At 73.3% G+C, this 26608-nt stretch carries 21 protein-coding genes and 1 riboswitch; of the genes, 7 read left to right on the top strand and 14 right to left on the bottom strand.

Annotation, left to right across the window (positions count from 1 at the left end):
• Positions 1 to 17 precede the first annotated feature (17 nt).
• From ACFT41_RS03960 to ACFT41_RS03915, 10 genes are all read right to left on the bottom strand, one after another.
• Positions 18 to 953 (bottom strand): hypothetical protein, encoded by a 936-nt coding sequence (locus ACFT41_RS03960; RefSeq protein ID WP_377588160.1) that lies wholly within the window; start codon positions 951 to 953, stop codon positions 18 to 20.
• Complete coding sequence (locus tag ACFT41_RS03955; protein WP_377588161.1) at positions 950 to 1552, bottom strand: 4'-phosphopantetheinyl transferase family protein; 603 nt, start codon at positions 1550 to 1552, stop codon at positions 950 to 952. The genes ACFT41_RS03960 and ACFT41_RS03955 overlap by 4 nt, the downstream gene beginning before the upstream one ends.
• Complete coding sequence (locus ACFT41_RS03950) at positions 1549 to 2691, bottom strand: acyl-CoA dehydrogenase family protein (protein ID WP_377588162.1); 1143 nt, start codon at positions 2689 to 2691, stop codon at positions 1549 to 1551. Before ACFT41_RS03950 ends, ACFT41_RS03955 begins: the two co-directional genes overlap by 4 nt.
• The gene (locus tag ACFT41_RS03945) at positions 2684 to 3826 is read right to left on the bottom strand and encodes an acyl-CoA dehydrogenase family protein (protein WP_377588176.1); all 1143 of its coding nucleotides are present in this window, start codon (positions 3824 to 3826) and stop codon (positions 2684 to 2686) included. The genes ACFT41_RS03950 and ACFT41_RS03945 overlap by 8 nt, the downstream gene beginning before the upstream one ends.
• 74 nt (positions 3827 to 3900) lie before the next feature.
• On the bottom strand, positions 3901 to 4158 hold the full coding sequence (locus ACFT41_RS03940; RefSeq protein ID WP_377588163.1) for a phosphopantetheine-binding protein: 258 nt from the start codon (positions 4156 to 4158) through the stop codon (positions 3901 to 3903).
• Positions 4159 to 4185: 27 nt separating this feature from the next.
• Positions 4186 to 5361 carry an acyl carrier protein gene (locus ACFT41_RS03935; RefSeq protein ID WP_377588164.1) on the bottom strand — a complete coding sequence of 392 codons (1176 nt, stop codon included), beginning with the start codon at positions 5359 to 5361 and terminating at the stop codon, positions 4186 to 4188.
• A complete protein-coding gene (locus ACFT41_RS03930) occupies positions 5361 to 6743 on the bottom strand; it encodes a TrpB-like pyridoxal phosphate-dependent enzyme (RefSeq protein WP_377588165.1) in 1383 nt (460 codons plus the stop codon). Before ACFT41_RS03930 ends, ACFT41_RS03935 begins: the two co-directional genes overlap by 1 nt.
• Entirely contained in the window at positions 6740 to 7024 is a 285-nt protein-coding gene (locus ACFT41_RS03925; protein ID WP_377588166.1) for an acyl carrier protein, read from the bottom strand. The genes ACFT41_RS03930 and ACFT41_RS03925 overlap by 4 nt, the downstream gene beginning before the upstream one ends.
• A 44-nt stretch (positions 7025 to 7068) precedes the next feature.
• Complete coding sequence (locus ACFT41_RS03920; RefSeq protein ID WP_377588167.1) at positions 7069 to 8400, bottom strand: glutamate-5-semialdehyde dehydrogenase; 1332 nt, start codon at positions 8398 to 8400, stop codon at positions 7069 to 7071.
• 7 nt (positions 8401 to 8407) lie between these two features.
• On the bottom strand, positions 8408 to 9148 hold the full coding sequence (locus tag ACFT41_RS03915) for an SDR family NAD(P)-dependent oxidoreductase (protein WP_377588168.1): 741 nt from the start codon (positions 9146 to 9148) through the stop codon (positions 8408 to 8410).
• 337 nt (positions 9149 to 9485) lie between these two features.
• Between ACFT41_RS03915 and ACFT41_RS03910 the strand changes: the two genes are divergently transcribed.
• From ACFT41_RS03910 to ACFT41_RS03890, 5 genes are all read left to right on the top strand, one after another.
• Positions 9486 to 10757 carry an MFS transporter gene (locus ACFT41_RS03910; RefSeq protein WP_377588169.1) on the top strand — a complete coding sequence of 424 codons (1272 nt, stop codon included), beginning with the start codon at positions 9486 to 9488 and terminating at the stop codon, positions 10755 to 10757.
• Between the two features lie 274 nt (positions 10758 to 11031).
• On the top strand, positions 11032 to 12387 hold the full coding sequence (locus tag ACFT41_RS03905) for a KamA family radical SAM protein (RefSeq protein ID WP_377588170.1): 1356 nt from the start codon (positions 11032 to 11034) through the stop codon (positions 12385 to 12387).
• Between the two features lie 13 nt (positions 12388 to 12400).
• Positions 12401 to 13657 carry a pyridoxal phosphate-dependent aminotransferase gene (locus tag ACFT41_RS03900; RefSeq protein ID WP_377588171.1) on the top strand — a complete coding sequence of 419 codons (1257 nt, stop codon included), beginning with the start codon at positions 12401 to 12403 and terminating at the stop codon, positions 13655 to 13657.
• A gap of 123 nt (positions 13658 to 13780) precedes the next feature.
• Complete coding sequence (locus ACFT41_RS03895) at positions 13781 to 14053, top strand: acyl carrier protein (protein ID WP_377588172.1); 273 nt, start codon at positions 13781 to 13783, stop codon at positions 14051 to 14053.
• A gap of 25 nt (positions 14054 to 14078) precedes the next feature.
• Entirely contained in the window at positions 14079 to 18023 is a 3945-nt protein-coding gene (locus tag ACFT41_RS03890) for an amino acid adenylation domain-containing protein (protein ID WP_377588173.1), read from the top strand.
• 49 nt (positions 18024 to 18072) lie between these two features.
• Here the strand turns inward: ACFT41_RS03890 and ACFT41_RS03885 are convergent, their stop codons facing one another.
• Together ACFT41_RS03885 and ACFT41_RS03880 are read right to left on the bottom strand one after the other, a co-directional pair.
• Positions 18073 to 19050 (bottom strand): ribonucleotide-diphosphate reductase subunit beta, encoded by a 978-nt coding sequence (locus ACFT41_RS03885; protein ID WP_377588177.1) that lies wholly within the window; start codon positions 19048 to 19050, stop codon positions 18073 to 18075.
• 59 nt (positions 19051 to 19109) lie between these two features.
• Positions 19110 to 21485: a ribonucleoside-diphosphate reductase subunit alpha gene (locus ACFT41_RS03880; RefSeq protein ID WP_377613734.1), complete on the bottom strand. Its 2376-nt coding sequence runs from the start codon at positions 21483 to 21485 to the stop codon at positions 19110 to 19112.
• Positions 21486 to 21619: 134 nt separating this feature from the next.
• Positions 21620 to 21831: riboswitch (cobalamin riboswitch) on the bottom strand.
• A 158-nt stretch (positions 21832 to 21989) separates the two neighbouring features.
• Here ACFT41_RS03880 and ACFT41_RS03875 point away from each other — a divergent pair.
• Together ACFT41_RS03875 and ACFT41_RS03870 are read left to right on the top strand one after the other, a co-directional pair.
• Positions 21990 to 22610 (top strand): TetR family transcriptional regulator, encoded by a 621-nt coding sequence (locus ACFT41_RS03875; RefSeq protein WP_377585683.1) that lies wholly within the window; start codon positions 21990 to 21992, stop codon positions 22608 to 22610.
• Positions 22611 to 22682: 72 nt separating this feature from the next.
• Positions 22683 to 24248: an FAD-dependent oxidoreductase gene (locus tag ACFT41_RS03870; protein WP_377585680.1), complete on the top strand. Its 1566-nt coding sequence runs from the start codon at positions 22683 to 22685 to the stop codon at positions 24246 to 24248.
• A gap of 125 nt (positions 24249 to 24373) precedes the next feature.
• Here the strand turns inward: ACFT41_RS03870 and ACFT41_RS03865 are convergent, their stop codons facing one another.
• Complete coding sequence (locus tag ACFT41_RS03865; RefSeq protein WP_377585677.1) at positions 24374 to 25393, bottom strand: phosphotransferase family protein; 1020 nt, start codon at positions 25391 to 25393, stop codon at positions 24374 to 24376.
• On the bottom strand, positions 25390 to 26607 hold the full coding sequence (locus ACFT41_RS03860; RefSeq protein WP_377585693.1) for an acyl-CoA dehydrogenase family protein: 1218 nt from the start codon (positions 26605 to 26607) through the stop codon (positions 25390 to 25392). The genes ACFT41_RS03865 and ACFT41_RS03860 overlap by 4 nt, the downstream gene beginning before the upstream one ends.
• Position 26608: the final 1 nt, after the last annotated feature.

Here is a 26608-nt window from a genome sequence, read left to right as displayed (position 1 = left end):
GGTGTTCTTCTCGCTTCTCACGACCGTTCCTCCCGTCGTGCGCGGTCCATCGTGTCGATCACGTCGTCGAAGGCCTTCGTCACGACCCCGGGCCGGGGCCGTCCCCGCTGCGCGGACGCGGCGGCGAACCGCAGCGACCGGGGCAGCTCGTTCCAGCTCCGGATGGCCGCGTCGGCCACCGCAGCGGGCAGCCGCCCGGTGGCGGCCAGCTCGGCCAGGCGGTGCTGCTGGTGACGGCCGGCCGCCCACAGGTCGTCGGCGTGCCGGTCCAACGCCGCGCCGTCGGTGGCGAGCCGACCGGCGAGGAACCGGAGCACCTCCTCCGGCCCGGACAGCCAGCCCTCGCGGTCGGCCGCCGCGCGGATCTGCGGCTGCCGCACCAGCCAGCGGTGGTGCCCGGCCGGCGGCAACGGCACCGGCTCGCCCAGCGCGTGCACGTCCCGGAGCGCGATCTGGGCCGGCACCGCGCCGGTCGGGGTGAGCGCCGAGCGCAGTTCGTCGTCGTCCAGCCAGCCGGTGTACGGGTGCTGCTCGCCGCTGGGCAGCAGGGCGGCGAACTGGTCGACCACCGACCACCGGCCGTCCCGGTGACCGGTCAGCAGCAGCCAGTGCGGCACGCCGGCCCCGCCGTACCCCGGTGACCAGGGCAGGTGGCGGGTGTTGCCGACGGCCAGCACCCGCCGGTGGTCGTCCAGCTCCCGGCGCAGCGCCGCCCGGGTCCGGTCCCAGTCCGGGGCACCCCGGTAGCCGAGCTGCCAGCCGTCCGGGCCGGTGTCGACGCGGGCGTGGTGGGTGAAGGCCAGGACGCCGTCGGGGGTGTCGACCCGGACGGACAGCCGCACCGACCGGGCCAGGTCCCGGGCCGCGTCGGGGCGGTCGAATTCCAGGTACGCCACCAGGTTGGTGGTGTAGCAACTGAGCCTGACCGCGGTGGCCAGCGTCGGGGCGGTCACGGCGTCTCCTTCCATGCGCAGCTCAACGGGGTGTCGGACAGGTCGCGGAGGCTGATCCAGCGGTAGTCGTGCCAGGTGCCACCGGTGCGCCGGGGCGGGACGTCGATGGCCCACGGGCTGCCGGACAGGCCGGTCCCCGCAGCCTTGACGCACGCCTCCTGGGCCGTCCAGACCCAGGCGAACTCGCGGGCCCGGTCGTCGGGCGGCAGCGCGGTGAGCTGCCCGGCGTACCCGCGCAGACACCGCCGGATCACCGCGTCTGCGAGCCGGTCCGGCGGAAGCTGGACGTCGACGCCAACCGGCCGGTCACGGGCGACGGCGGCGGCGACGGCACCGCCGTCGTGCGCCACGCTGATCCCGACCAGGGGCCACTGCGGCAGGTACGGCTTGCCGTTGTGGCCGGGCACGACGCGGGCCCGGGCCGCGTCCGGCAGCACCTCGGCGAGCAGGGTGCGCAGCAGGGCCCGCCCGGCGAGGAACTCCCGGGCCCGCCAGCCCGCCATGCCGGCGGCGGCGCTGTCGTCGGGGTGGGGCCAGGTCGCCCCGGTGTCGCGGCGGGCGGTGACCCAGACGCCGGGGGCCACCTCGTGCGCCCTCATGGCCCCAGCTCGGCGAGGATCGCCTCGGTCGAGTCGGCCACCGCGGCGAGCACCACCTCGGTGGTGCCGCCGCCGATGCCGAACAGCGCGGCCTGCGCCCGGAGCTGCTGCGCCCCGTCCCGGGCGAATCCGCCCGCCCCCTGCAACTGCGCGCACTCACCGAGGACCCGGTCGAGGGTGAGCCCGACCGCGCTCTTGAGCAGCGCCGCGGCCGTGGTGTCGTGCCGCTGCGCCACCCGTGGCGCGAGTTCCCGGGTCAGCGCGTGCAGCTGCCGCACCAGGGTCACGCACGTCGCGTACCGCTGCCGCACGACGCCCAACTGCCACAGCGGACCGTCGGCACCCTGGCGGGCGGCCAGCCGCCGCTGCGTGTCGGCGAGCACCCGGCGGCACAGCGCGACCCCCCACAGCGCACCGGCGAGCCGCTCGACCGCGATGTGCGCGGCGAAGGCGGCCAGCCCGCGACCGGGCCGCCCGACGAGGTGCTCACGCGGCAGGCGTACCCGGTCGAACCGCAGATGCCCGGTCCCCGAGCCGTCGAACAGCTCGGTGTCCGCCGCCTCCACGCTGACCCCGGGCGTCGAGGCCGGCACCAGCACCCAGGTGAAGTTCGTGAAGTGCCGGCCGGGCCGGTGCCGGGCCAGCACCAGGAGCTGGTCGGCCTGGGTGGCGTTGGTGATCCACCGCTTGGTGCCGTTCAGCTCCAGCCCGTCCCCGCCGATGCGGACCTCGGTGCCCAGATTCGTCAGGTCGGAGCCGGAACCCTCGTCGGTGGCCGCGAGCGCCGTCACCGACCGGCCGGCGAGCGCGGCGTCGAGTGCCCGGGCGGCCGGCTCGCCGCCCAGGGTGAGCAGCGGCACCGCCGTCGCGACCTGGACGCAGACCGCGAGCGTGGTGCCGATGCCGACCCGGGCGTCCACGTCTGCCAGCAGCTCACCGAGCCGCTCCGGGACCACGCCGGCGGCCGGGTCACCGCCGCGGTACACCTGGCGGATCCGGCCCTGCCCGCCGAGCGCCGCCCACATCTCGCGGCCACCGCAGCCCGGGGACAGCCCGTCGAGCGGGGTCGGAGACGTCGACGCACCGGGCTCCGTCTCCCGCGGCGGGGGCACCACCGACAGGATCACCTGCTCAGACAAGACGCACCTCCGGGTCCAGCAGGGCCAACCGTCCGTCGGCCAGGTGCAACCGGTCGTTGCTGTAGTTGAGCGCCGCCGACCGCAGGTCCCGCAGGGCCAGCTCCAGCCGGGTCGGCGAGTCCCGCAGGTAGCCGTGCCGCAGACCGACCGCGTCGACGAGGTCGTCCACGGCGGCGTGGCACTGCTCCGCCGCGACGATCTTCAACGCGTTCAGCAGGAGCTGGATCCGTGGTGCGGACACGTCCCGGGCGGCACGCACCGCCTCCTCGGTGTGGCGCAGCAGCGCGTGCACCGTGTCCAGCCGCTGACGGGCCCGGGACAACCGGGTCAGCAGCAGCTCCGAGCCGAGGTCGAACCGCTTGCGGCCCTCGGCGGAACGCAGCAGCGTCGACACCCGCGCCAGCGCGCCGGCGGCCGTACCGAGCCAGCTCGCCGACCAGCCCAGGTGGGCCAGGGGCCCGAACACCTCCGTGGCGATCCGGGCGAAGTCGCCGTGCTCCCCGACGACCTGCTCGGCGGGCACCCGCCCGACCAGCCGCATCGCGATGCTGTGGCTGGCCCGCATGCCCATCGGCTGCCAGTCGCCGGAGACCTCGATGCGCAGCTGGTCGCGGCGGGCGTACACCAGGGACACCTGGTTCGGGGAGGTGGCGTCCGGGCTGCGCATGGTGATCAGGAAGCCGTCCGCGTGCCCGCCCCCGGTCACGATCGGCGCGAACCGGTCCACGTCCAGCGTGCCGGCCTCCGCGACCAGCTCCGAGTCGGCGCTGAGCAGGTGACCGCCCTTGCCCGCCTCGGTGGTGACCGAGGCCAGGTACACGTGCCCGGCGGCGATGGCCGGCAGCAGCTCGGCCCGCAGCGGGTCGGCCGCGTGGTGCACGATCGCGGCCACCTGCTGGCAGTGCATCGCGAAGATCATGGCGGTGGACATGTCGGCCCGGCCCAGGTCCAGCGTGACGTCCAGCAGGTCGGTGGTCGAGCCGCCGAGCCCGCCGTAGCCGACCGGGACGAGCAGCCCGAGCAGCCCGGTCTCCCGCATCGCGGTCAGCGCCTCGACCGGGAACTCCGCGTCCCGGTCGGTACGCGACACGTGCTCGGCGGTCACGGCGACGACCCGGCGGGCCCGCTCGGCCAGGGTGGGTGGCCCGCTCGGCGCGGTCTGCGGCCCCGGCCCGGTGCGGACCGCGCCGGCCTCGACCGTCGGCGCGCTCACGCCGCCGCCGTCTCGGACGTGCCGTCCCGGGCGGCCTGCACGGCACGCCACAGGCTTCCGGCGGTCTCGAAGGTGGTGTCGTTGAGGTCGTCGTCGGGCAGCGAGATGCCGAACGTGTCCTCGATGGCGAACAGCAGCTCGATGGACTGCATCGAGTCGAGACCGAGTTCACGCAGCCGGGACCCGGTGGTGATCTCCTGGCCGCGAAGGAACTTCAGGAACGGTTCGAGCAGGTCGACGAAGCGCGGATCCATGGCGCACTCTCCTTGTCACGGGTCGTCTCACGGGCGGTTTGCCGACGAGGTGGACCGGCCGACGAGCCGGCGGAGGTCGTCGAGCCGGTGCAGGTTCTCCGGCACCAGGTCGTCCGGGTCGAACTCGACGCCGAGCCGCCGTTCGAGGCCCTCGACGATCTCGACCACGCGGAACGAGTCGAAGCCGGGCAGGTCGGCGAAGCCGGACGCGGCGAGCACCGCGACGACATCGGTGCCGCACACCTGCGCCACCGTCTCGGCGACGGCGTCGCGCAGCGGGTCACCGCCGCCGAACACCTCCCGGTCCCCGTCGAACGCGGCGGCCAGGTCGCGCCAGAGCCGCTCCGGCTCCGGACGCCCGCAGTCGACCCGCCGTAGCGCCAGGAACGTCTGCTCGGCGAGCCGGTGCCAGCGGCGCAGGTGCGCCTCGGTGCCGGGCCGCTCCGGCGCACCCGTGGCGGCGAGGAACTCGGCGTGCAGCCGCCGGGACCGGGCCAACAGCCAGGTCTCGACGGTGAGCTGGGTCAGCGCCGCCACCCGGTCGGGGTGCTCGGCGTACGCGGCGACATAGTCGCCGGCCGGGTCGAGCCGGGTTCCCGGGGTGAGGATCGGCGCTCCGGTCGCCGCCGGCCCCAGGACCAGCACCAGCGAGGAGACGGGCAGCTCGGACCAGGGCACGGTCCAGCGCCCCGGGCTGATCAGGCCCCACGGCGTGCGGTTGTGGTAGGCGTCGGTGACCAGGGCCATGCCGCCGGCGTCCGGGGCGGGGCCGGCGTCGCCCGGCTCCACGGAGACCAGATAACTGTGCTCCATGTGCCGCCGGCCGAAGTACGGCAGCCAGGACATGTGGAAGGCGTCCGCCACCACGTACAGCGTGCCGTGCCGGGCCGCGAGGGCGGCCAGCTCGCTGGCGGGCACGTCGTGCAGGCGCAACTCCTCCACCAGGCCGAGCAGGCGCGCCTCGGCGAGCTGGTCGTCGAGCAGCGGCTCCACCGTGGGCAGGCCGCCGGCACCGGCGCGGGGCCGCATGCGCAGCGTCGCACCGAGGGCAAGGTGGGTGTCCAGGCCGTGGAAGTGATCGGCCAGGACCGCCAGGTTGGACTGGACGCAGTCGAGCAGCTCGGCGTGCACCGGCGGGATCGGGGCGGCGGCCACGGACGCCGCCGTACGCGCGGGTCGCGAGACGAGGGGCGCGGTCGACATCAGCGGGTCCCTCCCACCGGCAGCAGCCCCGGCAGGGCACCCGGCACACCCGACCGGTCCGACGACACCGGGGCCAGCCCGGCGACCGCCGACAGCAGCGCCTGCTCGGCCGGGGCCTCGTCGTCGAGTTCGTCGTTGAGCAGCTGCTCGTACGCGGCCAGGTCGAGGTAGCCGTGCCCGCTGACGCAGACCAGCACGCCCTTGTCGGACCGCATGCCGTCCGCGCCGACGGTGGCCAGCCGCGCGGCGGCGGCGAGCGCGTGACCGGACTCCGGCGCCGGCAGCACGGTCTCGTGCTTGGTCAGCAGCCGGCCGGCGGTGAGCGCGTCGATCTGGCTGACCGCGGTCGCGGCCAGGTCGCCGGTGTGCCGCATCGCGGAGATGACCTTCGCCGCGCCGTGGAACCGCAGCCCGGCCGAGTGCGCGTCCGGGATCGGGAAGTCGCTGCCGATGGTGTACATCGCCTCCAGCGGGCCGCTGCCGGTGGCGTCGGTCTTGTCGTACGCGTAGACCCCTCGGGTGAGCTTCGGCGCGGTGCTGGACTCGGCCGCGACCAGCAGCGGCGGCCGGGTGCCGGCCGACGCGGCGGCGGCGTGGAACGGCAGCGCGATGCCGCCGAAGTTCGACCCCGCGCCGACGCAGCCGACGACCGTGTCGACCTCGGCGTCCAGTGCGGCGAGCTGGTCCTGCGACTCCAGGCCGATCACCGACTGGTGCAGGATGCTGTACGTCTCACCGCTGCCGATGCAGAACGCGACCCCGTCGTGGCGGGACGCGTACTCGACCGCCTCCCCGATCGCCAGGGACAGGCTGTTGCCGGTGCCGTCGCGCCGCTGCACGGCCACCCGGGTCAGCCCGCTCGGGCTGGAGTGCACCTCCGCGCCGAGCATGCGCATCAGCACACCCCGGTACGGCTTGCGCCGCAGGCTCGACTCGACCATGAACACCCGGCAGCGCAGCCCGAACAACGCGCAGGCCGCCGCCATGGCGGTGCCCCACTGCCCGGCGCCGGTGCCCGTGACCAGCTCGCGAACGCCGGCCTTCTGGTAGTAGTACGCCTGGGCCAGCGCGGTGTTCAGCTTGTGGCTGCCGGAGATGTTGCCGCCCTCGTACTTGACGTAGATCGGCACCCGGGCGCCGATCGCCGCCTCGAAGCCGGTGGCCCGCCACAGCGGGGTCGGCCGGAACTTGCGGTAGGTGGCGAGCACCTCCTCCGGGATCGGCCAGTACTCGCGCTCCAGCACGCTCTGCCGGACCAGTTCCATCGGCAGGTTCACCTGCACCCCGGTCCGGTCGCCGGCAGCCGGGCTGAGGTCCGGCGGCATCGGCTCGGACAGGTACGGCAGCACGCTGCGCCAGCTGGTCGGCACCCCGGTGCTCATCGGGTCGCCTCCGCGACACCCAGGACGACGTCGACCAGGTCGGCGACGGTCTGGAAGCTGCGGCCGACGAACAGGTCGTCCGGCAGGACGATGTCGAGTTCGTCCTCGATGCGCACGAGCATGCCGACGAAGCCGAGGGAGTTGACCCGCAGCAGGTCGCCGACCAGCGGCTCCGCCTCGGAGATGTCGGACGGGCTGATGGAGAGTCGGGACTCGGCGATGACGACCCGCTTGACGGTGTCGACGACCGCGACCCGGTCGACTGTCTCTACGGTGGACATGTTCGGTCCTTTCACGTGACGGGCGGGGGGTTCGGGCCGGTCGCTCAGCCGCGTAGTTCGCCGTTCGCCTCGACCAGCCAGGAGCTGGTCATCAACGCGTCGAGGGTGACCGGGCCGCGTACGTGCAGCCGCCCGGTGGCGATGGCGATCTCGGGGCCGAGGCCGAGCTTGGGACCGTCGTGCAGGCGCAGCGATCCGTTGACGACGATCGTGGCGGCGTCCACCCGGCGGGCGAACTCCGCGCTGGTGGCGCGGTCGGTGGCGACGACGCCCTCGGTGTGGGCGGAGCCGTGGCGGCGGATGTGCCGTACCGCCTCGTCCAGCCCGGACACCGGCAGCACCCCGATCGTCGGATCGAGGAACTCGCGTCCGAGGTCGTGCTTCTCCAGCGGTTCGGTCCGCCAACCGGAGCCCGGGTCGGCGGTCGGGGCGGCCGGGCCGGGTCGCGGTTGCGCCGGGCCGGTCGTCGGGACGGCCACGGTCACCGGGACGGGCGCCGGCACGCGCGGGTCCAGCCGGAGGGTGAGGACGGCGGTGCGGGCCTCGACCTGGCGACGCAGTTCGGCCACGTACGCGCCGGCCACCTCCTCGTCGACGAGCACCAGCTCGACCGACGTGCAGCCGGCCGGCTCGGGCAGCTTGCTGTCCAGCGTGACGGTGGCGGCCAGGGCCAGGTCGGCGCTGCGGTGCACGTACAGGTGGTTGACCCCGCCGCCGCTGGCGATCAGCGGGATCGTGCTGGCCGACCGGCAGTAGTCGATCAGGGACGGGCTGCCCCGGGGCACCAGCACGTCGACCTGGTCCGGCCGGGCCAACAACGCGCGCATCACCTTGCGCTGCGGGTCGTCGAGGACCGTGACGAGGTCCGGCGGGAGCCCGGCGGCGACCAGCGCGGACCGGATCACCTGGGCGAGGACGGCATCCGTCTCGGCGATCTCCTTGCCGCCCCGCAGCAGCACCGCGTTGCCGACCACGACCGGCAGCAGCGCGCCGTCCACGGTGACCGTGGGCCGGGCCTCGTAGATCATCAGTACCACGCCGAGCGGCTTCGGCACCCGCCGCAGCGTCCCCCAGCCGCCGGCCGGGATGCCGGGGCCGTCGGCGCAGACCGCGGGCAGCTCGGCGGCCACGTCGGCGGTCAACCGGAGCAGCCGGTCGAGGTGCTCGTCGGTCAGCCGCAGCCGGTCGACGAGCGTGGGCGGGTGTCCCCGGCGCTGCGCGGCAGCGACGTCCCGGTCGTTGGCGGCGACCACGGCGGGCCAGGCCCGGGTGAGCTGCCGGCCGAGTTCGTGGCAGTAGCGCAGGTACGCCGGGTCGCCGATGGGCGGTGCCGCGTCGAAGGCGGCGCGGGCGGCGGTCAGCAGTTCGTCGGTCATCGCGGCCTCACCACATGAACTGCCCGCCGTCGACGATCAGCTTCTGCCCGTTCAGGTAGGTGCCCGCGGGCCCGACCATGAACTCGAGGGCGTCGGCGATGTCTTCGGCGGAACCGATGCGTCGGGACGGGATCTCGTCGAGCGTGGCGGCCATCCGGGCCGGGTCGTCCAGGCGCCACCGGACCCGCAGCTCCTCCGTGTCGATCATGCCGGGGATCAGGCAGTTGACCCGGATGCCCGGCGCGAGCTCGAGGGCGAGGCACTTGGTGAGCTGGAGCAGCCCGGCCTTGCTGGCGCAGTAGTTCGCCCCGTCGACCCGGGGCCGGATGCCGGTGGTGGCGCCGATGTTCACGACCGAGCCGCCGCCGGCCGCCAGCATCGCCGGCGCGAGGGCCCGGGTCAGCCAGAACGGTCCGGAGAGGTTGGTGTCCAGCACCCGCCGCCAGTCGTCGTCGGACAGTTCCAAGAACGGCCGGTCGATGTTGATCCCGGCGTTGTTGACCAGCACCTTCGGGGCCCCGAACTCCGCCAGCACCGCGCGGGCCGCGGCGGCGACCTCCTGCGGGTCGGACAGGTCGACGCGCCGGGCGTGCAGCCGGTCGGGGTGGTCGGCCTCGGCCTTCTCCGCCGCGGTCCGGTCGGACCAGTAGAACGCGATGACCCGGTGGCCCATGCGGATGAGGCGCTGGCTCAGGGCCAGGCCGATCCCCCGGGTGCCGCCGGTGACCAACGCGAGTGGTACGGACATCAGAACTCCTTCTGCTCGTGGCGCCTGCTCCCGGGTGGGCTGCCGACCGCGACCCACCGATCCGCCTCCTCGAATTCGAATCCGGACGTCGAACTGGTTCGAGCGTATGGAATTGACCGGGGAGGGCGGAAGGAGACGGGGACCGGGTCACGATAGACGGATCGCATGGCAGCATAGCGGGCTATTCACCCAACGATCCCCGACGGTTTCCGGCAACCGGCGCGAGCCCCGCGGTCAATTGGTTTCCACAATGCGCCCATAGGCTTTGCAAATCGACGAGACCGCGAGCTGCCGTATGCTGTCGGAACATCCCTGGGCCACGGACTTGGAGTTGGTCGTGACTGATCGCAGCACCAGCACGGCAGCGTCCCCACCGGTCACCGCCACGCCTGTCGCCAGTAGCCGGAACACGGCGGTGCTGGTGCTCTTCACCGCCATGACGAACCTGGCCGACGGTGTCACCAAGGTGATCCTGCCGTTGATGGCGACCCGGCTCACCGACTCACCGGCGCAGATCTCCGGCGTGGCGCTCACGCTCACCCTGCCCTGGCTGCTGGTGGCGTTGCACGTCGGGGTGCTGGTCGACCGGTTCGACCGCCGACGGCTGCTGTGGGCGGCGGAGCTGGTCCGGCTGGCCACGATCGCCGGGCTGTTCGTCGCGGTCGCGGTGGATGCCATCAGCCTGCCGCTGCTGTACCTGTCCGGGCTGACCCTGGGCGTGGCCTCGGTCGTGGCGCTCACCTCCGGGGCGGCGATCGTGCCGTCGGCGGTGCCCACCGCCGACCGCGAGCGGGCCAACTCCTGGGTGGCCGGCGCCGAGACCGTCTGCAACGAGTTCTGCGGACCGTTCGTCGGCGGCCTGCTGGTCGCGGCCGGCGTCAGCGTGGCGCTGGGTGCCACCGGCGTCACGTTCGTCATCTCGATGCTGGTGCTCGCGCTGCTGGTGGGCCGGTTCCGGCCCCGGGCCGGCGACCAGCGTCCGGCCGGCACCGTCAACCAGCAGATCGCCGCCGGGCTGCGCACGCTCTGGCAGCACCACCTGCTGCGGGTGATGACCATGGTGGTGACCGTGCTGGCCGCGTGCTGGGGTGCGTGGCTGGCGCTGATCCCGCTGGTCGCGACGAACGTGATGGGGCTGGACGCGAGGGGCTACGGCATCCTGCTCAGCGCGCTCGGGGTCGGCGGCCTGGTCGGGGCGCTGACCGTGGGGCCGATCAACCGGTGGCTCGGCCGGCGCTGGGCCATGTTCGCCGACATCCTCGGCACGGCCGCGATGGTGGCGGCGCCGGTGGTCAGCACCGACATGTGGGTGGTCGCCGTGGCCGCGTTCCTCGGCGGCATGGGCGGGACCCTGTGGACGGTGAACTCGCGGACCATCAGCCAGCAGCTGGTCTCCGAGGACATGCTGGGCCGCTACAACGCCGCCGCCCGGCTGTTCAGCTGGGGTGCGCTGCCGGTGGGCGCCGGCCTGGTCGGCCTGCTCGCCGAGTGGTTCGGCATCCGCGCCGCGTTCGCCGTGTTCGCGGTGGCGACCCTGGCGCTGGTCGTGCCGTTCCTGCGTACGGTCACGCCCGCCGCCCTGGCCGAGGTGCCGGTCGGCCGCGGCTGAGCACCTCACTCCCCCGAACGGTGGGGCGGGCCGCTTCGGTGGCCCGCCCCTCGTTGTCCGGCGTCGACACGCCAAGGCCGTGCCGCCGATCCGGGCGCGCTATTGCGCCATACGCCCCGGCTATCACGTGCCACCCCGCGCATCGACCATCCTCACGTTGCCGGAAATAGACTGGCGGTATTGGAAATCCACTGCACTCCGCAGTGCCGCCGACATTCGACCGGAATGCTCGCCGGCCACCGGTGCGATCCCCGAAACCTCCGGAGGTAGTCGAATGACGATGCTGTCGGCCAGCGTGCTGGACAAGGCGCGGTTTCGCGCCATCGGACCACGACAGATAGACGAGATCGCGTCCCGGTACGGATTGTCGGACGAGTTCCGGGAGACCATCCGACTCGTGTCGATGGTGCTTCCGTTCCGGGTCAACGAGTACGTCCTGTCCGAACTCGTCGACTGGCAGCAGGTGCCGAACGACCCGGTGTTCCGGCTGGTCTTCCCGCAACCCGGCATGCTGTCCGACGCCGACGAACGGCGGCTCGCGCTGCTCTCCGCCGACCCGGCCCGGAAGCTGGAGCTGCAAGCCGCCGTACGCGACATCCGGTCCGGACTGAACCCGCACCCGTCGGGACAGAAGGAACTCAACGTGCCCCGGCTCGACGGCGTCGAGGTGCAGGGCGTGCAGCACAAGTACCGCGAGACGGTGCTCTACTTCCCCGGTCAGGGCCAGACCTGCCACGCGTACTGCACGTACTGCTTCCGCTGGGCGCAGTTCATCGGCGACGCCGACCTGCGCTTCGCCGCCCCCGACCCGGACCAGCTCATCGGATACCTGCACCGGCACCCGGAGGTCAGCGACGTCCTGGTGACCGGGGGCGACCCCATGGTGATGTCGACCGCGCGCCTGCGCAGCCACCTGGAGCCCCTGCTCGCCGTCGACACCGTGCGGACGATCCGGATCGGCACCAAGTCGATCGCGTACTGGCCGCACCGGTACGTCACAGACGCCGACGCCGACGACCTGCTGCGCCTCATGGAGCAGGTCGTGGCCAGCGGCCGCCAGCTCGCCGTGATGGCGCACTTCAGCCACCCCCGCGAACTCTCCACCGACCTCGCCCGGCAGGCGGTGGCCCGGATCCGGTCGACCGGTGCCATGGTCTACTGCCAGGCCCCGATGATCGCGCACGTCAACGACCTCGCCAGCGCCTGGACCGACCTGTGGCGCGCGGAACTGTCCGTCGGAGCGATCCCCTACTACATGTTCGTGGAGCGGGACACCGGACCGCACGACTACTTCAAGGTGCCGCTGGCCCGGGCGGTGGAGATCTTCCACGCGGCGTACCGGAAGCTGCCGGGTCTCGCGCGGACCGTGCGTGGCCCGATCATGTCCGCCGCCCCCGGCAAGGTGGTGGTGGACGGGGTCGAGCAGACCCCACAGGGCCGGTTCTTCCAGCTGCGGATGCTCCAGGCGCGCAACCCCGTCCTGGTGGGCCGCCCGTTCCGGGCCCGGTACTCGACCAGCGCCGCCTGGCTCGACGAACTGGAGCTCGACGCGGACGCGCCGGCCGACATCGCAGCGGCGATCCGGGGCACCCGGCCGGAACCGGTCGCGACCGCACTGACCCGAAACTGACAGGGAGCCGACGATGGCCGACCGTGGACTGTCCCCCAACCTGGCCCTCAACCAACTCGTGCTGCACCGCCAGGCGCGCGGCGAGTCCATCATCCACCTGGCCTTCGGCGAGTCGCGCCTGCCGGCCTTCCCGCCGCTGGTCGAACGGCTGTGCGCCGGCGCCGGACGCAACGCGTACGGGCCGGTGGCCGGTGACCACGCGGTGCGCTCGGCGGTCGCCGGGTACTTCAGCCGACGGCGGTTGCCCACCGACGCGGACCAGGTGGTCGTCGCCCCCGGCAGCAAGCCGCTGCTGATGGCGCTGAACCTGGTGCTGCCCGGTGACGTCCTGCTGCCGCGCCCGGCGTGGAACACGTACGCGCCACAGGCCGGGTTCGCCGGCAAGCGGGCGATCGGCGTGCCGATCCCCGACGCGTGCGGCGGCGTGCCCGATCCGGCGGCGCTGCGCGCGGCGATCACGGACGCCCGGCGGCGCGGCGAGGACCCGCGGGTGCTGATCCTCACGCTGCCGGACAACCCGACCGGCACCCTCGCCCCGCCGGAGCTGGTCCGCGAGCTCTGCGCCGTCGCGGAGGCGGAGGACCTGTTCATCGTCTCCGACGAGATCTACCGCGACCTGGTGCACGACCCGCAGCTGCCGTTCCTCAGCCCGGCCGAGGTGGCACCGGGCCGGACCGTGGTCACCAGCGGGCTCTCCAAGAGCCTCGCCGTCGGCGGCTGGCGCATCGGCGTGGCCCGGTTCCCGGCCGGCGAGGCCGGGGCGCGGCTGCGCGACGGCGTGCTCTCGGTGGCGAGCGAGGTGTGGTCGACGCTGGCCGGGCCGATGCAGGAGGTCGCCGCCTACGCGTTCGCCGAGCCGCCGGAGCTGCGCGCGCATCTCGCCGCCAGCGCCCGGCTGCACGGCGTCGTGGCCCGCGCCGTGCATCGGATCATGGTGGACTGCGGCGCGCGGTGCCGGCCGCCGACCGGTGGGTTCTACGTGTATCCGGACTTCGCGCCGATGCGCGACGCGTTGGCCGGCCACGGGGTGACCGACTCCGATTCGCTGCGCCGGCACCTGCTGGACGAGTACTCGGTCGCCGTCCTCGCCGGGCACCTGCTCGGCGACGACCCGCGCGCGCTGCGCTTCAAGGCAGCCACCAGCATGCTCTACGGCGACACGCCGGAGCAGCAGTGGGAGGCGCTGGCCGCGCCGGACCCGCTGCGCGTGCCACACGTCGCCGAGCTGCTGCTGCGCGTCGGCGACGCCTTCACGAAGCTGACCCGCTGACCGGTGCGCGCTGCCGCGCCGCGGCCCGAGCCACGGTCGTCGCTGCGGCCAGGCCCGCGGCTGCCGCGCTGCGGCCCGCACGCACCCCCGACGAGCAAGACCGAGTGGAAGACGAGGTGACCGATGAACCCGTACCCCGCCGACACGGCCCTGGAGCTGCCCACGGATGCGGTGGCCGACCGGCTGCGCCAGGCGATCCGGCGGCTGCTCGGCGATACGAGCTACGACGCCGGCACTCCCCTGGTGGAGCTCGGCGCCGACTCCCTGACCCTGCTGCGCCTCATCGCGATCGTCACCGACGATCCGGACCGGGAGATCGAGCCGATGGAGCTCGACGCCGTCGACACCGTGCACGACCTGTACGAGTACCTCGCCGCCTGGCACCGGCTGGACTGACCCGATGACGAGCGGAGGACGAGAGATGGCCGGGACGACCCGCGAGGTGCCGGTGACCCCGGCACAGCACAGCCTGCTGTTCATCCAGGAGGTGGCACCCCGCAAGGACCTCTACAACATCAGCTTCCGGCTGCTGTTCGACGGCGAGCCCGACGAGCGGGCGGTGCGCGCCGCGCTGGCCCGGATGCTGCGGATCCAGCCGTCGCTGCGCACCGGCTTCGACATCTCCGGCGGAACGCCCCGGGCGGTGGTCGCACCGGCGGTGCGGGTGCCGCTCGAGGTGCGGCGGACGACCGACGACCCGGCCCGGTGGCCGGACCTGCTCGACGAGGAGAGCCACCGGTTCGCCCGCCTGCCCCTGGACCTGGCAGAGCCGCCGCTGTGCCGGTTCCGGCTACTCACCGGGCCGGGCCGGGGCGCGCTGCTGTGCACCATCCACCACACCGTCAGCGACGGCTACTCGATGAACCTGTTCCTGGACGACTTCGTCGCCGGCTACCGGCTCGCCCTCGGCGAACCGGTCGCGGACCTGCCGCCCGAGCCGGACGTGACGACACGCGAGGAGCAGTTCGCCCGGGAACAGGCGGCACAGGTCACGGCCGCACAGGCGGCGGTGGCCGACGGCCGGGCCGCAGAGTTGGCTGCCCGGCTGGCCGACGTGCCGCCGACGCTGCTCCACCCGGTGCCGGAACGCCCCGTCGACACGAACTTCGACGCCCGCAGCGTCAAACGCTGGCTGACCCGGGCGCAGTGGGAGGACCTGGAGCGGACCGCGCGCGGGATCGGCACCACCCCGTTCACCGTGCTGCTCGCCTGCTACTCGATGCTGCTCGGCGCGTACTCCGGCAACAGCCGGGTGGTGGTCGGGAGCCCGTTCCTGACCCGTCGCACGGTCGCCGCGTACGACCTGTGCGGCTTCTTCCTCAACACCCTGCCCCTGGTGCTGCCGGCCGGCACCGACGACGCCACGTTCGCCGGGCACTGCCGCGAGGTCGCCGACACCGTACGCGAGGCGAAGCGGTACCAGGCGGTGTCGTTCGACGCACTGGTCACCGAGATCGGCCCGGACCGCTCGTCCAACCGGAACCCGCTGTTCCAGTGCATGTTCGCCATGCAGGACGCGCTGGTGACCCGGCGGCCGGTCACCGCCGGCCTGTCCGTCGCCGTCGAGAACGTCAGCAACGACACCGCCAGGTTCGACCTGTGGCTCGGCGCGACCCCCACCGACGACGGGCTGGAACTGGAGCTGGAGTACGACGTCGACCTGTTCCCGGCCAGCTTCGCCGGCCGGTTCGCCGACGAGTACCGACAGCTGCTGGACCGGGTGGTCGCCGACCCGACGATCGCCCTGGCCCGGCTGTCCGCGCCGGTGCGCGGCGACGCGCCGGGATACCGTCCACACCGTCTCGACCACGCCGCCGCCGAACCCGGACCCGGCATTTACGCGCTGGTGCAGGCAGCCGCCGAGCGGACACCGGACGCGGTCGCGGTGACCGAGCCGGGCCGACCGGACCTCACCTACCGGGACCTGCTGGACCGGGCCGAACGGGCGGCGGCCGGACTGCACGCGTACGGCGTACGCGTGGGCGACATCGTCGGCATCACGCCGCGGACCCTGCACGAGACCACGGTGGCGATCATGGCCATCCTGCGCTGCGGCGCCGCGTACCTGCCGCTGGACCTGGCGCTGCCGGCTGACCGGCTGGCGTACATGCTGGGGCAGGCGGGCAGCCGGCTGGTCGTGGGCCGCTCGCCGGTCCCCGACGGCCCGCCGGCCGTCAGCCTCGCCGAGTTGGAGACTGCGGCCGACGCGCCGGCCGGCATCCCACCGGCAGCGGTGCCGACCGGCGCCGAACCGGCGTACGTCATCTTCACCTCCGGCTCCACCGGCCGCCCGAAGGGCGTGCACATGGGGCAGGGGCCGCTGCTCAACCTGCTGCACTGGCAGGTCGAGGCGCTCGGCATGGGCCCGGACACCCGGTTCCTCCAGTACGCGCAGCTCGGCTTCGACGTGTCGTACCAGGAGATCCTGCCGACCCTCGCGGCCGGCGGCACGGTCTGCGGCCTCGGCGACGTCGACCGCCGGGACTTCGCCGCGGTCGCCCGGTTCGTCGAGTCCGCCCGGCTCACCCACGTGTACCTGCCGGTCGCCGCGCTCGGCGCGTTCGCCGACGCGGTGACCGGCGCGGATCTCGGCCTCGATCAGGTCCGCTGGATCTGTGTCTCCGGCGAACAGCTCCACCTGGACAGCCGGTCCCGCGCGCTGCTCGGCCGGCTGCGCGGCAACCTGATGAACCTGTACGGCCCGACCGAGACGCACGCCGTCACCTACCACGTGCTACCGGGCGGGGACGCGGGCGGGCCGGCGCACGTGCCGATCGGCGCTGCGGTGCCCGGGGTGAACGTGTACCTGCTCGATCCGACCGGCCGGGACGTGCCGCCGGGCGCGGTCGGCGAGGTCCACCTCGGCGGGGTGTGCCCGGCGCTCGGCTACGTCAACGATCCGGAACGCACCGCCGCCGGCTTCCTGCTGGACCCGCGCACCTCCACCGCCGAGCGTCCGGCCCGGATGTACCGCACCGGCGACCTCGCCATCCTCACCGAGGACGGCACGCTGGTCTTCCTCGGCCGGCGCGACAGCCAGGTGAAGATCCGGGGCAACCGGGTCGAGCTGGGCGAGGTCGAGGTGGCCGCCGAGCGGCAGGCCGCGGTACACGCCGCCGCCGCTGCCGTGCACGGCAGCGGCGAGAGCGCCGAGCTGGTGCTGTTCGTCCGCGCCGCCGGCGGGCACGCCGTCGACGACCGCGCGATCTGCGCCGAACTGGCCACCCTGCTGCCCGGGTACGCGGTGCCGAAGTACGTGGTCGGGGTCGGCTCGATCCCGCTGACCGCCAACGGCAAGGTCGACCGGGTGGCACTGCTGCGCGACTTCGACCGCCCGGCGGTACGCGCCGCCGGGCAGGCCGACGGCGGCACCGGCTGGACGCCGGAGGGCACCGAGCGGGTGGTGGCCGAGATGTGGGCCGAGCGGATCGGCCGGTCGCCGGGCAGCGCGGCGGACTCGTTCTTCGCCCTCGGCGGCAACTCGTTCGAGGCGCTGCGGTTCCTGGTCGATCTGCACCGGGCCACCGGAGCGCGGCTGTCGGCCGGCGACTTCTTCCGCGCGCCGACGGTCGGCGCGGTCGCCGCCGCCGTCGCCGCTGTCGGCACCGGGTCGGGGCAGCCGGACGGGGCGGAGGAACCACGGCTCGACCGGCTCGTCACCCTCGGCGGCCCGCCGGCGGTTCGGCCGGCCCTGGCGGTACATGCGGTGGGCGGCGGCGTGACGCCGTACCTCGGGCTCGCCACGGCCCTCGCCCCGGATCTCTGCCTGCACGCGCTGCGCGCGGAGGGCCTGGTGTCCGGCGAGACCCCACGCGACTCCGTCACCGCGATGGCCGACGCCTACCTGCGCACCGTCGACGAACGGCTGGACGGCCCGCCGGAACTCCTGGTCGGCTGGTCCATGGGCGGTCTGGTGGCGTGGGAGCTGGCCCGGCGGTGGGCCGAACGCGGCACCGTGGTGCCGGTCGTGCTGGTGGACACCTACCCGGGCGAGCTGATGGACGTCGACGGGTACACCCAAGACCCGGCACGCGAGCTGCGCGTCGACCTCGCCGGCACCGGCCAGTCGGTCGCCGCCGGACCGGACTTCGACCGGCTACTCGCCCTGTTCACCGCGCACCTCGACGCGATCGCGGCGTACCGTCCGGAACCGGCGGCCGTGCCGCTGCTGCTGGTCACCGGGGCCGGCGGCGACGACGCCCGACCCGAGGCGGTGCGCCGCTTCTGGGCGGGTCTGGCGCGGGACCGGTTCACCCACGTACCCCTTGCCGGCGACCACTACTCGCTGCTCTCCGGCGCGGGGGTCGAGCGGGTCGCGGCGGCGATCGCGGACCTGCGGGCGGTGCCGGCGGCCGGCGGCGGCTGAGGGCACGCGACGTCGCGGGGGTGCCCGGTCGGACACCCCCGCGACACCGTCAGAAGTCGTCGTCGAAGCCGACCGTCCCGGTCACCCCGATCTGGTAGGCCGACACCCGCCGTTCGAAGAAGTTCGACAGCTCCTGCACGTCCTGCAACTCCATGAACGCGAACGGGTTGCGGCTGTGGTACATCGGCGCGATGCCGAGCGTAGCCAGCCGCCGGTCGGCCACGTGCTGAAGGTACTCACGCATGTCGGCCAGCGACATCCCGGACACGCCCTGCTCCAGCAGGTCGGCGGCGAACTGGACCTCGCACTCCACGGCCTCGGCCAGCATCTGCCGCACCTGCCGTTCCAGCTCCGCGTCGAACAGCTCCGGCTCCTCGGCGCGCACGGTGTCCACCACGTCGAAGGCGAACGCCATGTGCATCGACTCGTCGCGGAACACCCAGTTGGTGCCGGAGGCCAGCCCGTGCAGCAGTCCCCGGGAGCGCAGGAAGTACACGTACGCGAAGGCGCCGTAGAAGAACAGCCCCTCGATGCAGGCGGCGAAGCAGATCAGGTTGAGCAGGAACGCCCGCCGGTCCTCCCGCGTCCGCAGCTCCCGCAGGTCGTGGATCGAGTTGATCCACTTGTAGCAGAACTCGGCCTTGCGGGCGATCGACGGGATGTTCTCCACCGCCGCGAACGCCGCGAACCGTTCCCGCTCGTCCGGCACGTAGGTGTCCAGCAGATTCAGGTAGAACTGGACGTGCACCGCCTCCTCGAACAGCTGCCGGGACAGGTAGAGCCGGCCCTCCGGGGAGTTGACGTGCTGATAGAGGTTGAGCACGAGGTTGTTGGCGACGATGGTGTCGCCGGTGGCGAAGAACGCGACCAGCCGGGACACCAGGTGCTGCTCCGCCGGGGAGAGCCGGGCGAGGTCGGCGAGGTCGGAGTGCAGGTCGACCTCCTCGACGGTCCAGGTGTTCCTGATCGCGTCCTTGAACCGGTCGAAGAACCGCGGGTAGCGCATCGGCCGCAGGGTCAGGTCCATCCCGGGGTCGAGCAGCAGGTGCCGCCGGCCGGTGGTGGTGTGGGACTCGGAGACAGCGGTCACTGGCACGCCTCGCAGCTCTCGGGGTTCTCCAGGGAGCAGGCCAGCGCCTCGTCGGCGCTCACCGCGACGACCGGCCCGGCGGCCGGGGTGACCGCGACGGTGGCCTGCTGGATGCGGGTCGCGGGACGCGAGCGCAGGTAGTAGGTGGTCTTGAGTCCGGACTTCCAGGCGTGCAGGTACATCGAGGAGAGCTTGCCGATGGTCGGTGCGCTCAGGAACAGGTTGAGCGACTGCGACTGGTCGATGTAGGGGGCACGGGCGGCGGCCAGGTCGATCAGGGCGCGCTGCGGCAGTTCCCACGCGGTGCGGAACAGTCTGCGCACCGCCTCGGGCAGCTCGGCGACGCCCTGCACCGAGCCCTCGTCCCGCTTGATCCGCTCGCGGACCGCCGGTGTCCACAGCCCCCGCGCCTTCAGCTCACGGACCAGGTACGTGTTGACCTGGAGGAACTCGCCGGACATGGTCTCGCGCTTGAACAGGTTGGACACCTGCGGCTCGATGCACTCGTAGCAGCCGGCGATCGAGGCGATCGTGGCGGTCGGCGCGATCGCGACCAGCAGCGAGTTGCGCAGGCCATGCGCGGCGACCCGCTCGCGCAGCGCGGCCCACCGCCGCGCCTGCGTGACCTCCGCGCCCCACAGGTCCGGGTGCAGCTCGCCGCGCGCGGCGCGGGTCTGCGCGTACGCCGGATGCGGGCCGAACCGCTCGGCGAGCCCGGCGGAGGTCTCCAGCGCGGTCAGGAAGATCTCCTCCTGCACCCGGGTCGACAGCTCGCGGGCCTCGGGCGAGTCGAACGGCAGGCGCAGGGTGAACAGGGCGTCCTGCAACCCCATCAGCCCGAGCCCGACCGGGCGCCAGCGCGGGTTCGACGCCGCCGCCTGCGGCGCCGGGTAGTAGTTGATGTCGATCACCCGGTCGAGGAACACCACCGCCGTACGGACGGTCGCGCGCAGCCTGTCCCAGTCGACGCCGTCGGCGCTGACGTGCGCGCCCAGGTTGACCGAGCCGAGGTTGCACACCGCCGTCTCGGCGTCGTCGTTGACCTCCAGGATCTCGGTGCACAGGTTCGACAGGTGGATCACGTTGCCCGGCTCGCCGGTCTGGTTGGACAGCCGGTTGGCCGCGTCCTTGAACGTCATCCACCCGTTGCCGGTCTGCGCGAGCGTACGCATCATCCGCCCGTACAGGTCGCGGGCCCGGACCGTGCGGACGGCCTTCTTCTCCGCCGCCCGGTACGCCTCGTCGAATGCCTCGCCGAACAGGTCGGGCAGCTCGGGCGCGTCCGACGGGTCGATCAGCGACCAGTCGCCGTCGGCCTCGACCCGGCGCATGAACTCGTCGGGGATCCAGTTGGCCAGGTTCAGGTTGTGGGTGCGCCGGGACTCCTCGCCGGTGTTGTCCCGCAGCTCCAGGAACTCCTCGACGTCCGGATGCCAGGGTTCCAGGTAGACGCAGGCCGCCCCCTTGCGCCGGCCACCCTGGTTGACCGCCGCCACCCCGGCGTCGAGCGTCTTGAGGAACGGCACGATCCCGTTCGACCTGCCGTTGGTGCCCCGGATCAACGCGCCCCGGCCCCGCACCCGCGACCAGGAGATGCCGATGCCACCGGAGAACTTCGACAGCTTCGCCACCTGGTGGTAGCGCTCGTAGATCGAGTCGAGCTCGTCGCGCGGCGAGTCGACCAGGAAGCACGACGACATCTGGGTGTGCCGGGTGCCGGAGTTGAACAGCGTGGGCGAACTCGGCAGGTACGCCAGGGCGGACATCAGCCGGTAGAAGTCGACCGCCTCACCCGCCGTTTGCGACAAGCCGCAGGCCACCCGCAGCAGCCAGTACTGCGGCGTCTCCACCACCAGCCGGGTCTGCGGATGCCGCAGCAGGTAGCGGTCCGCGACCGTGCGCAGGCCGAAGTACTCGAACCGCAGGTCCCCGGCCGGATCCACGGCATCGTCCAGCTTGCGCGCGTGGGCGGCCACGAACGCGGCCGTGCCGTCGCCGATCAGGCCCAGGCCGTGGGCGTACCGGATGGACTGGCTGAAGCTCGCGACCTGCTGCCCGCGGACCTCCTTTTCCACGTACGCGGCCAGCAGCCGGGCCGCCAGCTTCGAGTACTGCGGTTCCTCGCCGATCAGCTCCGCCGCCGTCTGGATCGACAGCTTGTCCAGCTCCTCGGTGGTCGCCCCGTCGTACAGGCCACTGATCGTCTTGGTCGCCACCCGCAGCGGGTCGACCTCGTCCAGGTCGGCGACCCAGCGCTCCACCGCCCGGACGATCTTGTTGACGTCCACCGGCTCGGTGTCGCCGTCCCGCTTGCGGACCTGCATGACGTGCCGGCGTTGCTCCGGCCCCGCCTGCTCCTGCGTCCCGCTCATGTTCGCTCTCCTCACGCCCGTCCCCGAGATCGAGGGGCGCGCGGGAGGACGCCGCCGGCCACCCGACGGCACACCCCACCGTGGCTGACCAGCTGATGCGTCGGCCGTCCCGCGCGGCCTTCGACCGCCGCACGCGTCGCGTGCGGCACGCTGGCAGGTCTTCGGGCTCGCGGGCGTCGTGCTCGGTGCCTACTGGCCGTCGCTTCCCAGGCCCGCACGGGCCCAGTGCTTCGTTGACGGCGGTCGTTCCCACTCACCGCTGCGGGGCAGCCCCGGACTCGCACCGGGTTCCCTCTTGCCTCGACCACCGTGGACCGATGGCCGAACCAGCTACGGGTGACACCATATATGGGCGCACGGCGAAGATGGAAACACCAGATGATGTGTCGGGCGAGTCGCCGCTCAGGGTAACTCCACACTCGCCCCAGGGTGAGCGGGGAAGCGCGCAGAAAACTGCGGGGCACGAATATTTGCGCGGCGCGCAACTCATGCTAGCGTGTGTTCGTGAGCGGACTACGGGAGCGCAAGAAGGCCGAGACCCGGGCGGCGCTGAGCTGGGCGGCGATCCGCCTGGCCGTGGCACACGGCTTCGACAACGTGCTGGTCGAGGACATCGCGCAGACCGTAGGCGTCTCCCCACGGACATTCAACAACTACTTCTCCAGCAAGGCCGAGGCGATCGCGGCGCGGCATCTCGACCGCAGTCGGCGAGTGGCCGACGCGCTGCGCGGCCGGCCGCCGGGTGAACCCCTGTGGCCGGCGATCACCGCGGCGGCGCTGACCCAGTTCGAGCCCGGCCCGGAGGTCGCGCAGTCGCCGCCCGCCGCCCACGCCGAGTGGACCAGCGGGCTCCGGATGATGCTCGCCGAGCCGGCGTTGCAGGGCGAGATGCTGCGCGCGGGCGCCGTCGCCGAGGCCGAGCTGGCGGCGGCCGTCGCCGAACGCACCGGCACCGACCCCGAGCGCGACCTGTATCCGCACCTGGTGGCCGCCGCCGTCAGCGCCGCCGTCGGCGCGGTGACGCGACACTTCCTGCACGCCGATCCGCCGGTGGCAATGGAACGGTTGCTCCCCGACGCACTGGCCCAACTCGCCGCGGGCCTGCCGCCACCCGTCGCCGGCTGACGTCGCCCCTCTCCTCACCGGTCCGTCGCAGGTCGGCGGACGGCCCACCCCTGCCCCGAAAGGGATCTTGTCGTGATCGATGTCATCGTGGTCGGCGCCGGACCGAACGGCCTCATGATCGCCTGCGAGCTGGCCCTGGCCGGGATCCGGCCGGTGGTGTGCGAGCGGCTCCCCGAGCCCAGCACCGAGCAGCGCGCCAACGGCCTGGTCGGCCAGGTCGTCCGCATGCTCGACCGGCGTGGCCTCTACCAGCGCCTCAGTGCCGACCCGGCCCCGCTGCGGCCGCAGCCCGGCTTCGTCTTCGGCGCGCTGCCGCTCGACCTGCGCGCGGTGCCGGAGAATCCGCTCTACGTTCTCGGGGTGCCCCAGCGACGAATCGAGCAGGTGCTCGCCGAGCGCGCCGCCGAGCTGGGGGTGCGGGTGCGTCGCGGGCACGAGGTGACCGGGATGCGGCAGCGCACCGACGCGGTGGCGGTGGCGTTCGCCGACGGCACGACGCTCACCTGCCGGTATCTGGTCGGCGCGGACGGCGGGCGCAGCACCGTACGCAAACTGGCCGGCATCGACTTCCCCGGCGTGACCACGGACCGGTCGGTGTCCCGCACCGCCCAGGTCAGCGTGCCGGCGGAGCTGATCGACCCGGCCACCGGTGGCCTGACGGTGCCCGGGTTTGGAGTCGTCCCGCCCTTCCAACACACCCGCACCGAGCGCGGGCTGATCGCCTGGGCCCCCTTTCCCGGCCGCCTGCCGGTCATCACGACGACCGAGTGGCCCGAGTCGACGGCGGTCGAGGGCGCCATGACCCTCGCCGAGATGCGCGCCAGCGTGGCCCGGGTCCTCGGCGTCGACGTGCCGCTGGGCCCGCCGGCCGGGGACGGACCGCACCTGCTGCGCCGGCTGACGGGCGGCAACACCCGCCTCGCCGCCCGGTACCGCGCAGGCCGGGTGCTGCTGCTCGGCGACGCCGCCCACGTGCACTCCGCGATCGGCGGCCCCGGGCTGAACCTGGGGCTGCAGGACGCGGTGAACCTCGGCTGGAAGCTGGCCGCGCAGCTGCACGGCTGGGCACCGGAGGGGCTGCTGGACACCTACGAGGCGGAGCGTCGCCCGGTGGCCCGGCGGGTGACCATGTCGACCCAGGCGCAGTCGGCGCTGATCTCCCCGGGCAGCGAGGTCACCGCGCTGCGGGTGCTCCTCGGCGAACTCCTGGCCAGGCCGGAGAACGCCGCCCACGTCGCCGCACTCCTGGCGGGCACGGACGTCCGCTACGACATGGACGCGCCCGACGGGCCGCTCACCGGGCGCTGGGCACCGGACGAGGTGCTGCACACCGCCACCGGGCCGGCACGACTGGCCGAGTTGACGCGCACCGCCCGGCCCCTGCTGCTCGACCACACCGGCACCCTCGCCGCCGTGGCCGAGCCGTGGCGGGACCGGGTCGACGTGGTCGAGGGGACGGTCCCGGGCCGTGGCCCGACCGCCCTGCTGCTGCGTCCGGACTGCTACGTGGCCTGGGAGTCCGGCGCGGACGAGCCGGACGCCGGTCAGCTGCGCCGCGCGCTCACCCGATGGTTCGGCCAGCCAGGCCCGGGCGGTACGCCCACCGGCGAGCCTGCGCTGTCCCGGCGCCACGGTTGACGGGCCAGCCCGAAGGGTGCGCGAGCCGGCCGCCACCACCGCCCTGCCGGTCTCGTCGGCGGCCGGCATCCCAGCCACATCACCGGTCTGCTCCATGTGCCCGCTGCTTCCCCGGTGCGCCCGGGTCAGCCCCGGAGCCGGTCCAGCCCGGCGGCAAGCAGCCCCAGTACGGCGCCACCCACCGTCTCGAACCCGGAGCCGATGGTCATCCCCTCCACGAACCGCCGGTGCACGCCCTCCGCGATCACGGCCAGCTTGTAGTAGCCCAGCGCCTCGTAGAAGGTGAGGTGGGTCAGGTCCCTGGATGTGCCGGCGGCGTAGGTCGCCACTATCTCGTCCCGGGTCGGGAAGCGGTCGCTGCCGGTCACCGGGCAGCCGTGCGGCAGCACGGGTGCGCACACCGGATCGGTGTAGACCAGCAGCAGACCCAGATCGGTCAGCGGATCGCCGATCGTGGCCATCTCCCAGTCGAGCAGGGCCGCCACACCGGACAGGTCCGCCGAGTAGATGATGTTGTCCAGCCGGAAGTCGCCGTGCACGATGCCGGGCGCGGACTGCGGTGGCACTGCGGCCACCAGCCGGCGCTGTAGCTCGTCCGCGTCGGTGGACGGCCTGGTCGCCACGACGTCCCACTGCCGCTTCCAGCGGTGCACCTGTCGGAGCAGGAAGCCCTCCGGCCGACCGAACGTGCCGAGTCCGACGCTGGCGGGTGCGACCGCGTGCAACCGCAACAGCAGGTCGATCATCGAATGCCCGATGGACCACACGGTCGACGGTGCGAGGACGGCAAGCTGCCCGGGGTCTCGGATCACCACGCCGTCGACCCAGGCCACGAGGCTGAACGGCGCCCCGATCACGGTCGGGTCGGCGCAGTACAGCACGGGTGTCGCGACCGGCACGGGCGAGCCGACCAGGGCGGTGGTGACCCGGAACTCGCGATGGATGTCGTTCGCCGAGGGCGCGATGGTGCCCAGTGGGGGCCGCCGCAGCGCCCACGACCGGTCGCCATCGTGGACGGCGTACGTCAGGTTGGATCTGCCACCGTCCACGAAGTCCGCCCGCAGTCGCCCGGTGAGGTCCGGGATGTGCCGGGCCAGGTACGCCCCCAGCGCCCGCAGGTCCAACGTCCCCAGCTCGACGGTCATGCCGGCTGCGCTCCGCTCGCGGTGGCGTCGAGTTCGCGGGCCCGGCGCTTGACCGCGCGACGCGAGATGGCCCACCGATGGGTCTCGCTCGGTCCGTCATAGATCCGGAACGGACGCACCTCCCGCAGGTAGCGACCGAGCATGAGGTCACCCGAGACGCCGAGGGAGCCGCAGACCTGCAGCGACCGGTCGACGATCCGCCACACCGCCTCCGCGACGAATGCCTTCGCGATGGAGGTGGACTGCGCCCCGGAGCCACCGGAGTCGAGTTCCCACGCCGCCCGCAGGATGAGGGCGCGGCTGGCCTCGATCTCGATCTCGCTGTCGGCGAGCATCTGCTGGATCATGCCCAGGTCGGCCAGCGCCGACCCGAAGGCCCGCCGGCCCGCCGCGCGGTCCAGCGCGATGTCCTGGGCGTGGCGGGCCAGGCCGAGCCACCGCATGCAGTGCGTCAGACGGGCCGGCGCGAGCCGGACCTGGGCGTTCTCGAACCCCTGGTCCACCGCCCCGAGGACACTGTCGGCCGCGACGAAACAGTCCCGCAGCGCCAGTTCGCCGTGCCCGCCGATCATCGCCTCGTCGAGAGTCTCGATCGTCCGGACCAGCTCCAGCCCGGGGTCGCCGGTGTCCACCAGGAACATGGTCGCGCCGCCCCGGTCCCCCGGCTGGCCGGAGGTGCGGGCCATGACGATGGCGAACGACGCCCCGTCGGCGCCGGTGGTGAACCACTTGCGGCCGTTCAGGACCCACCCACCGGGCACCGGGCGGGCCGTGGTGGCGAGCGCGCTCGGATCGGATCCCGCCCCCGGTGCCGGTTCGGTCATGGCGAAGCAGGAGCGGATCAGCCCGGCCGCGAGCGGACGAAGGTACCGCTCCTGCTGATCGGGGTTGGCCACCGCCGCCAGCAGGTGCATGTTGCCCTCGTCGGGGGCCGCGATGTTGAGCGCCAGCGGGCCGAACAGCGAGTAGCCGGCTTCCTCGAACACGAGTGCCTGCCCACGCCGGTCGATGCCCAGGCCGCCCCACCGTGGGGGCAGGTGGGGGCAGAAGACCCCGGCGCGTCTCGCGGCCGCCTGCAGGTCGAGCCGCAGCTGCTCCGGTGCCGCGTGGGCGTTGCCCCGGTGTTCGCGTTCGACCGGGAGCACCGTGTCCCGGATGAACGCCCGGGTCCGTTCGGCGACGGCTCGGGCCGCGTCGTCGGGGCTGAGATCCACG

Origin of the sequence: Micromonospora sp. NPDC057141, from assembly GCF_042670805.1 — a bacterium.
Classification (GTDB): Bacteria; Actinomycetota; Actinomycetes; order Mycobacteriales; family Micromonosporaceae; genus Micromonospora.
The sequence above is the reverse complement of the archived record's forward strand: the minus strand, read 5'-3'. Positions and strand labels throughout refer to the sequence as shown.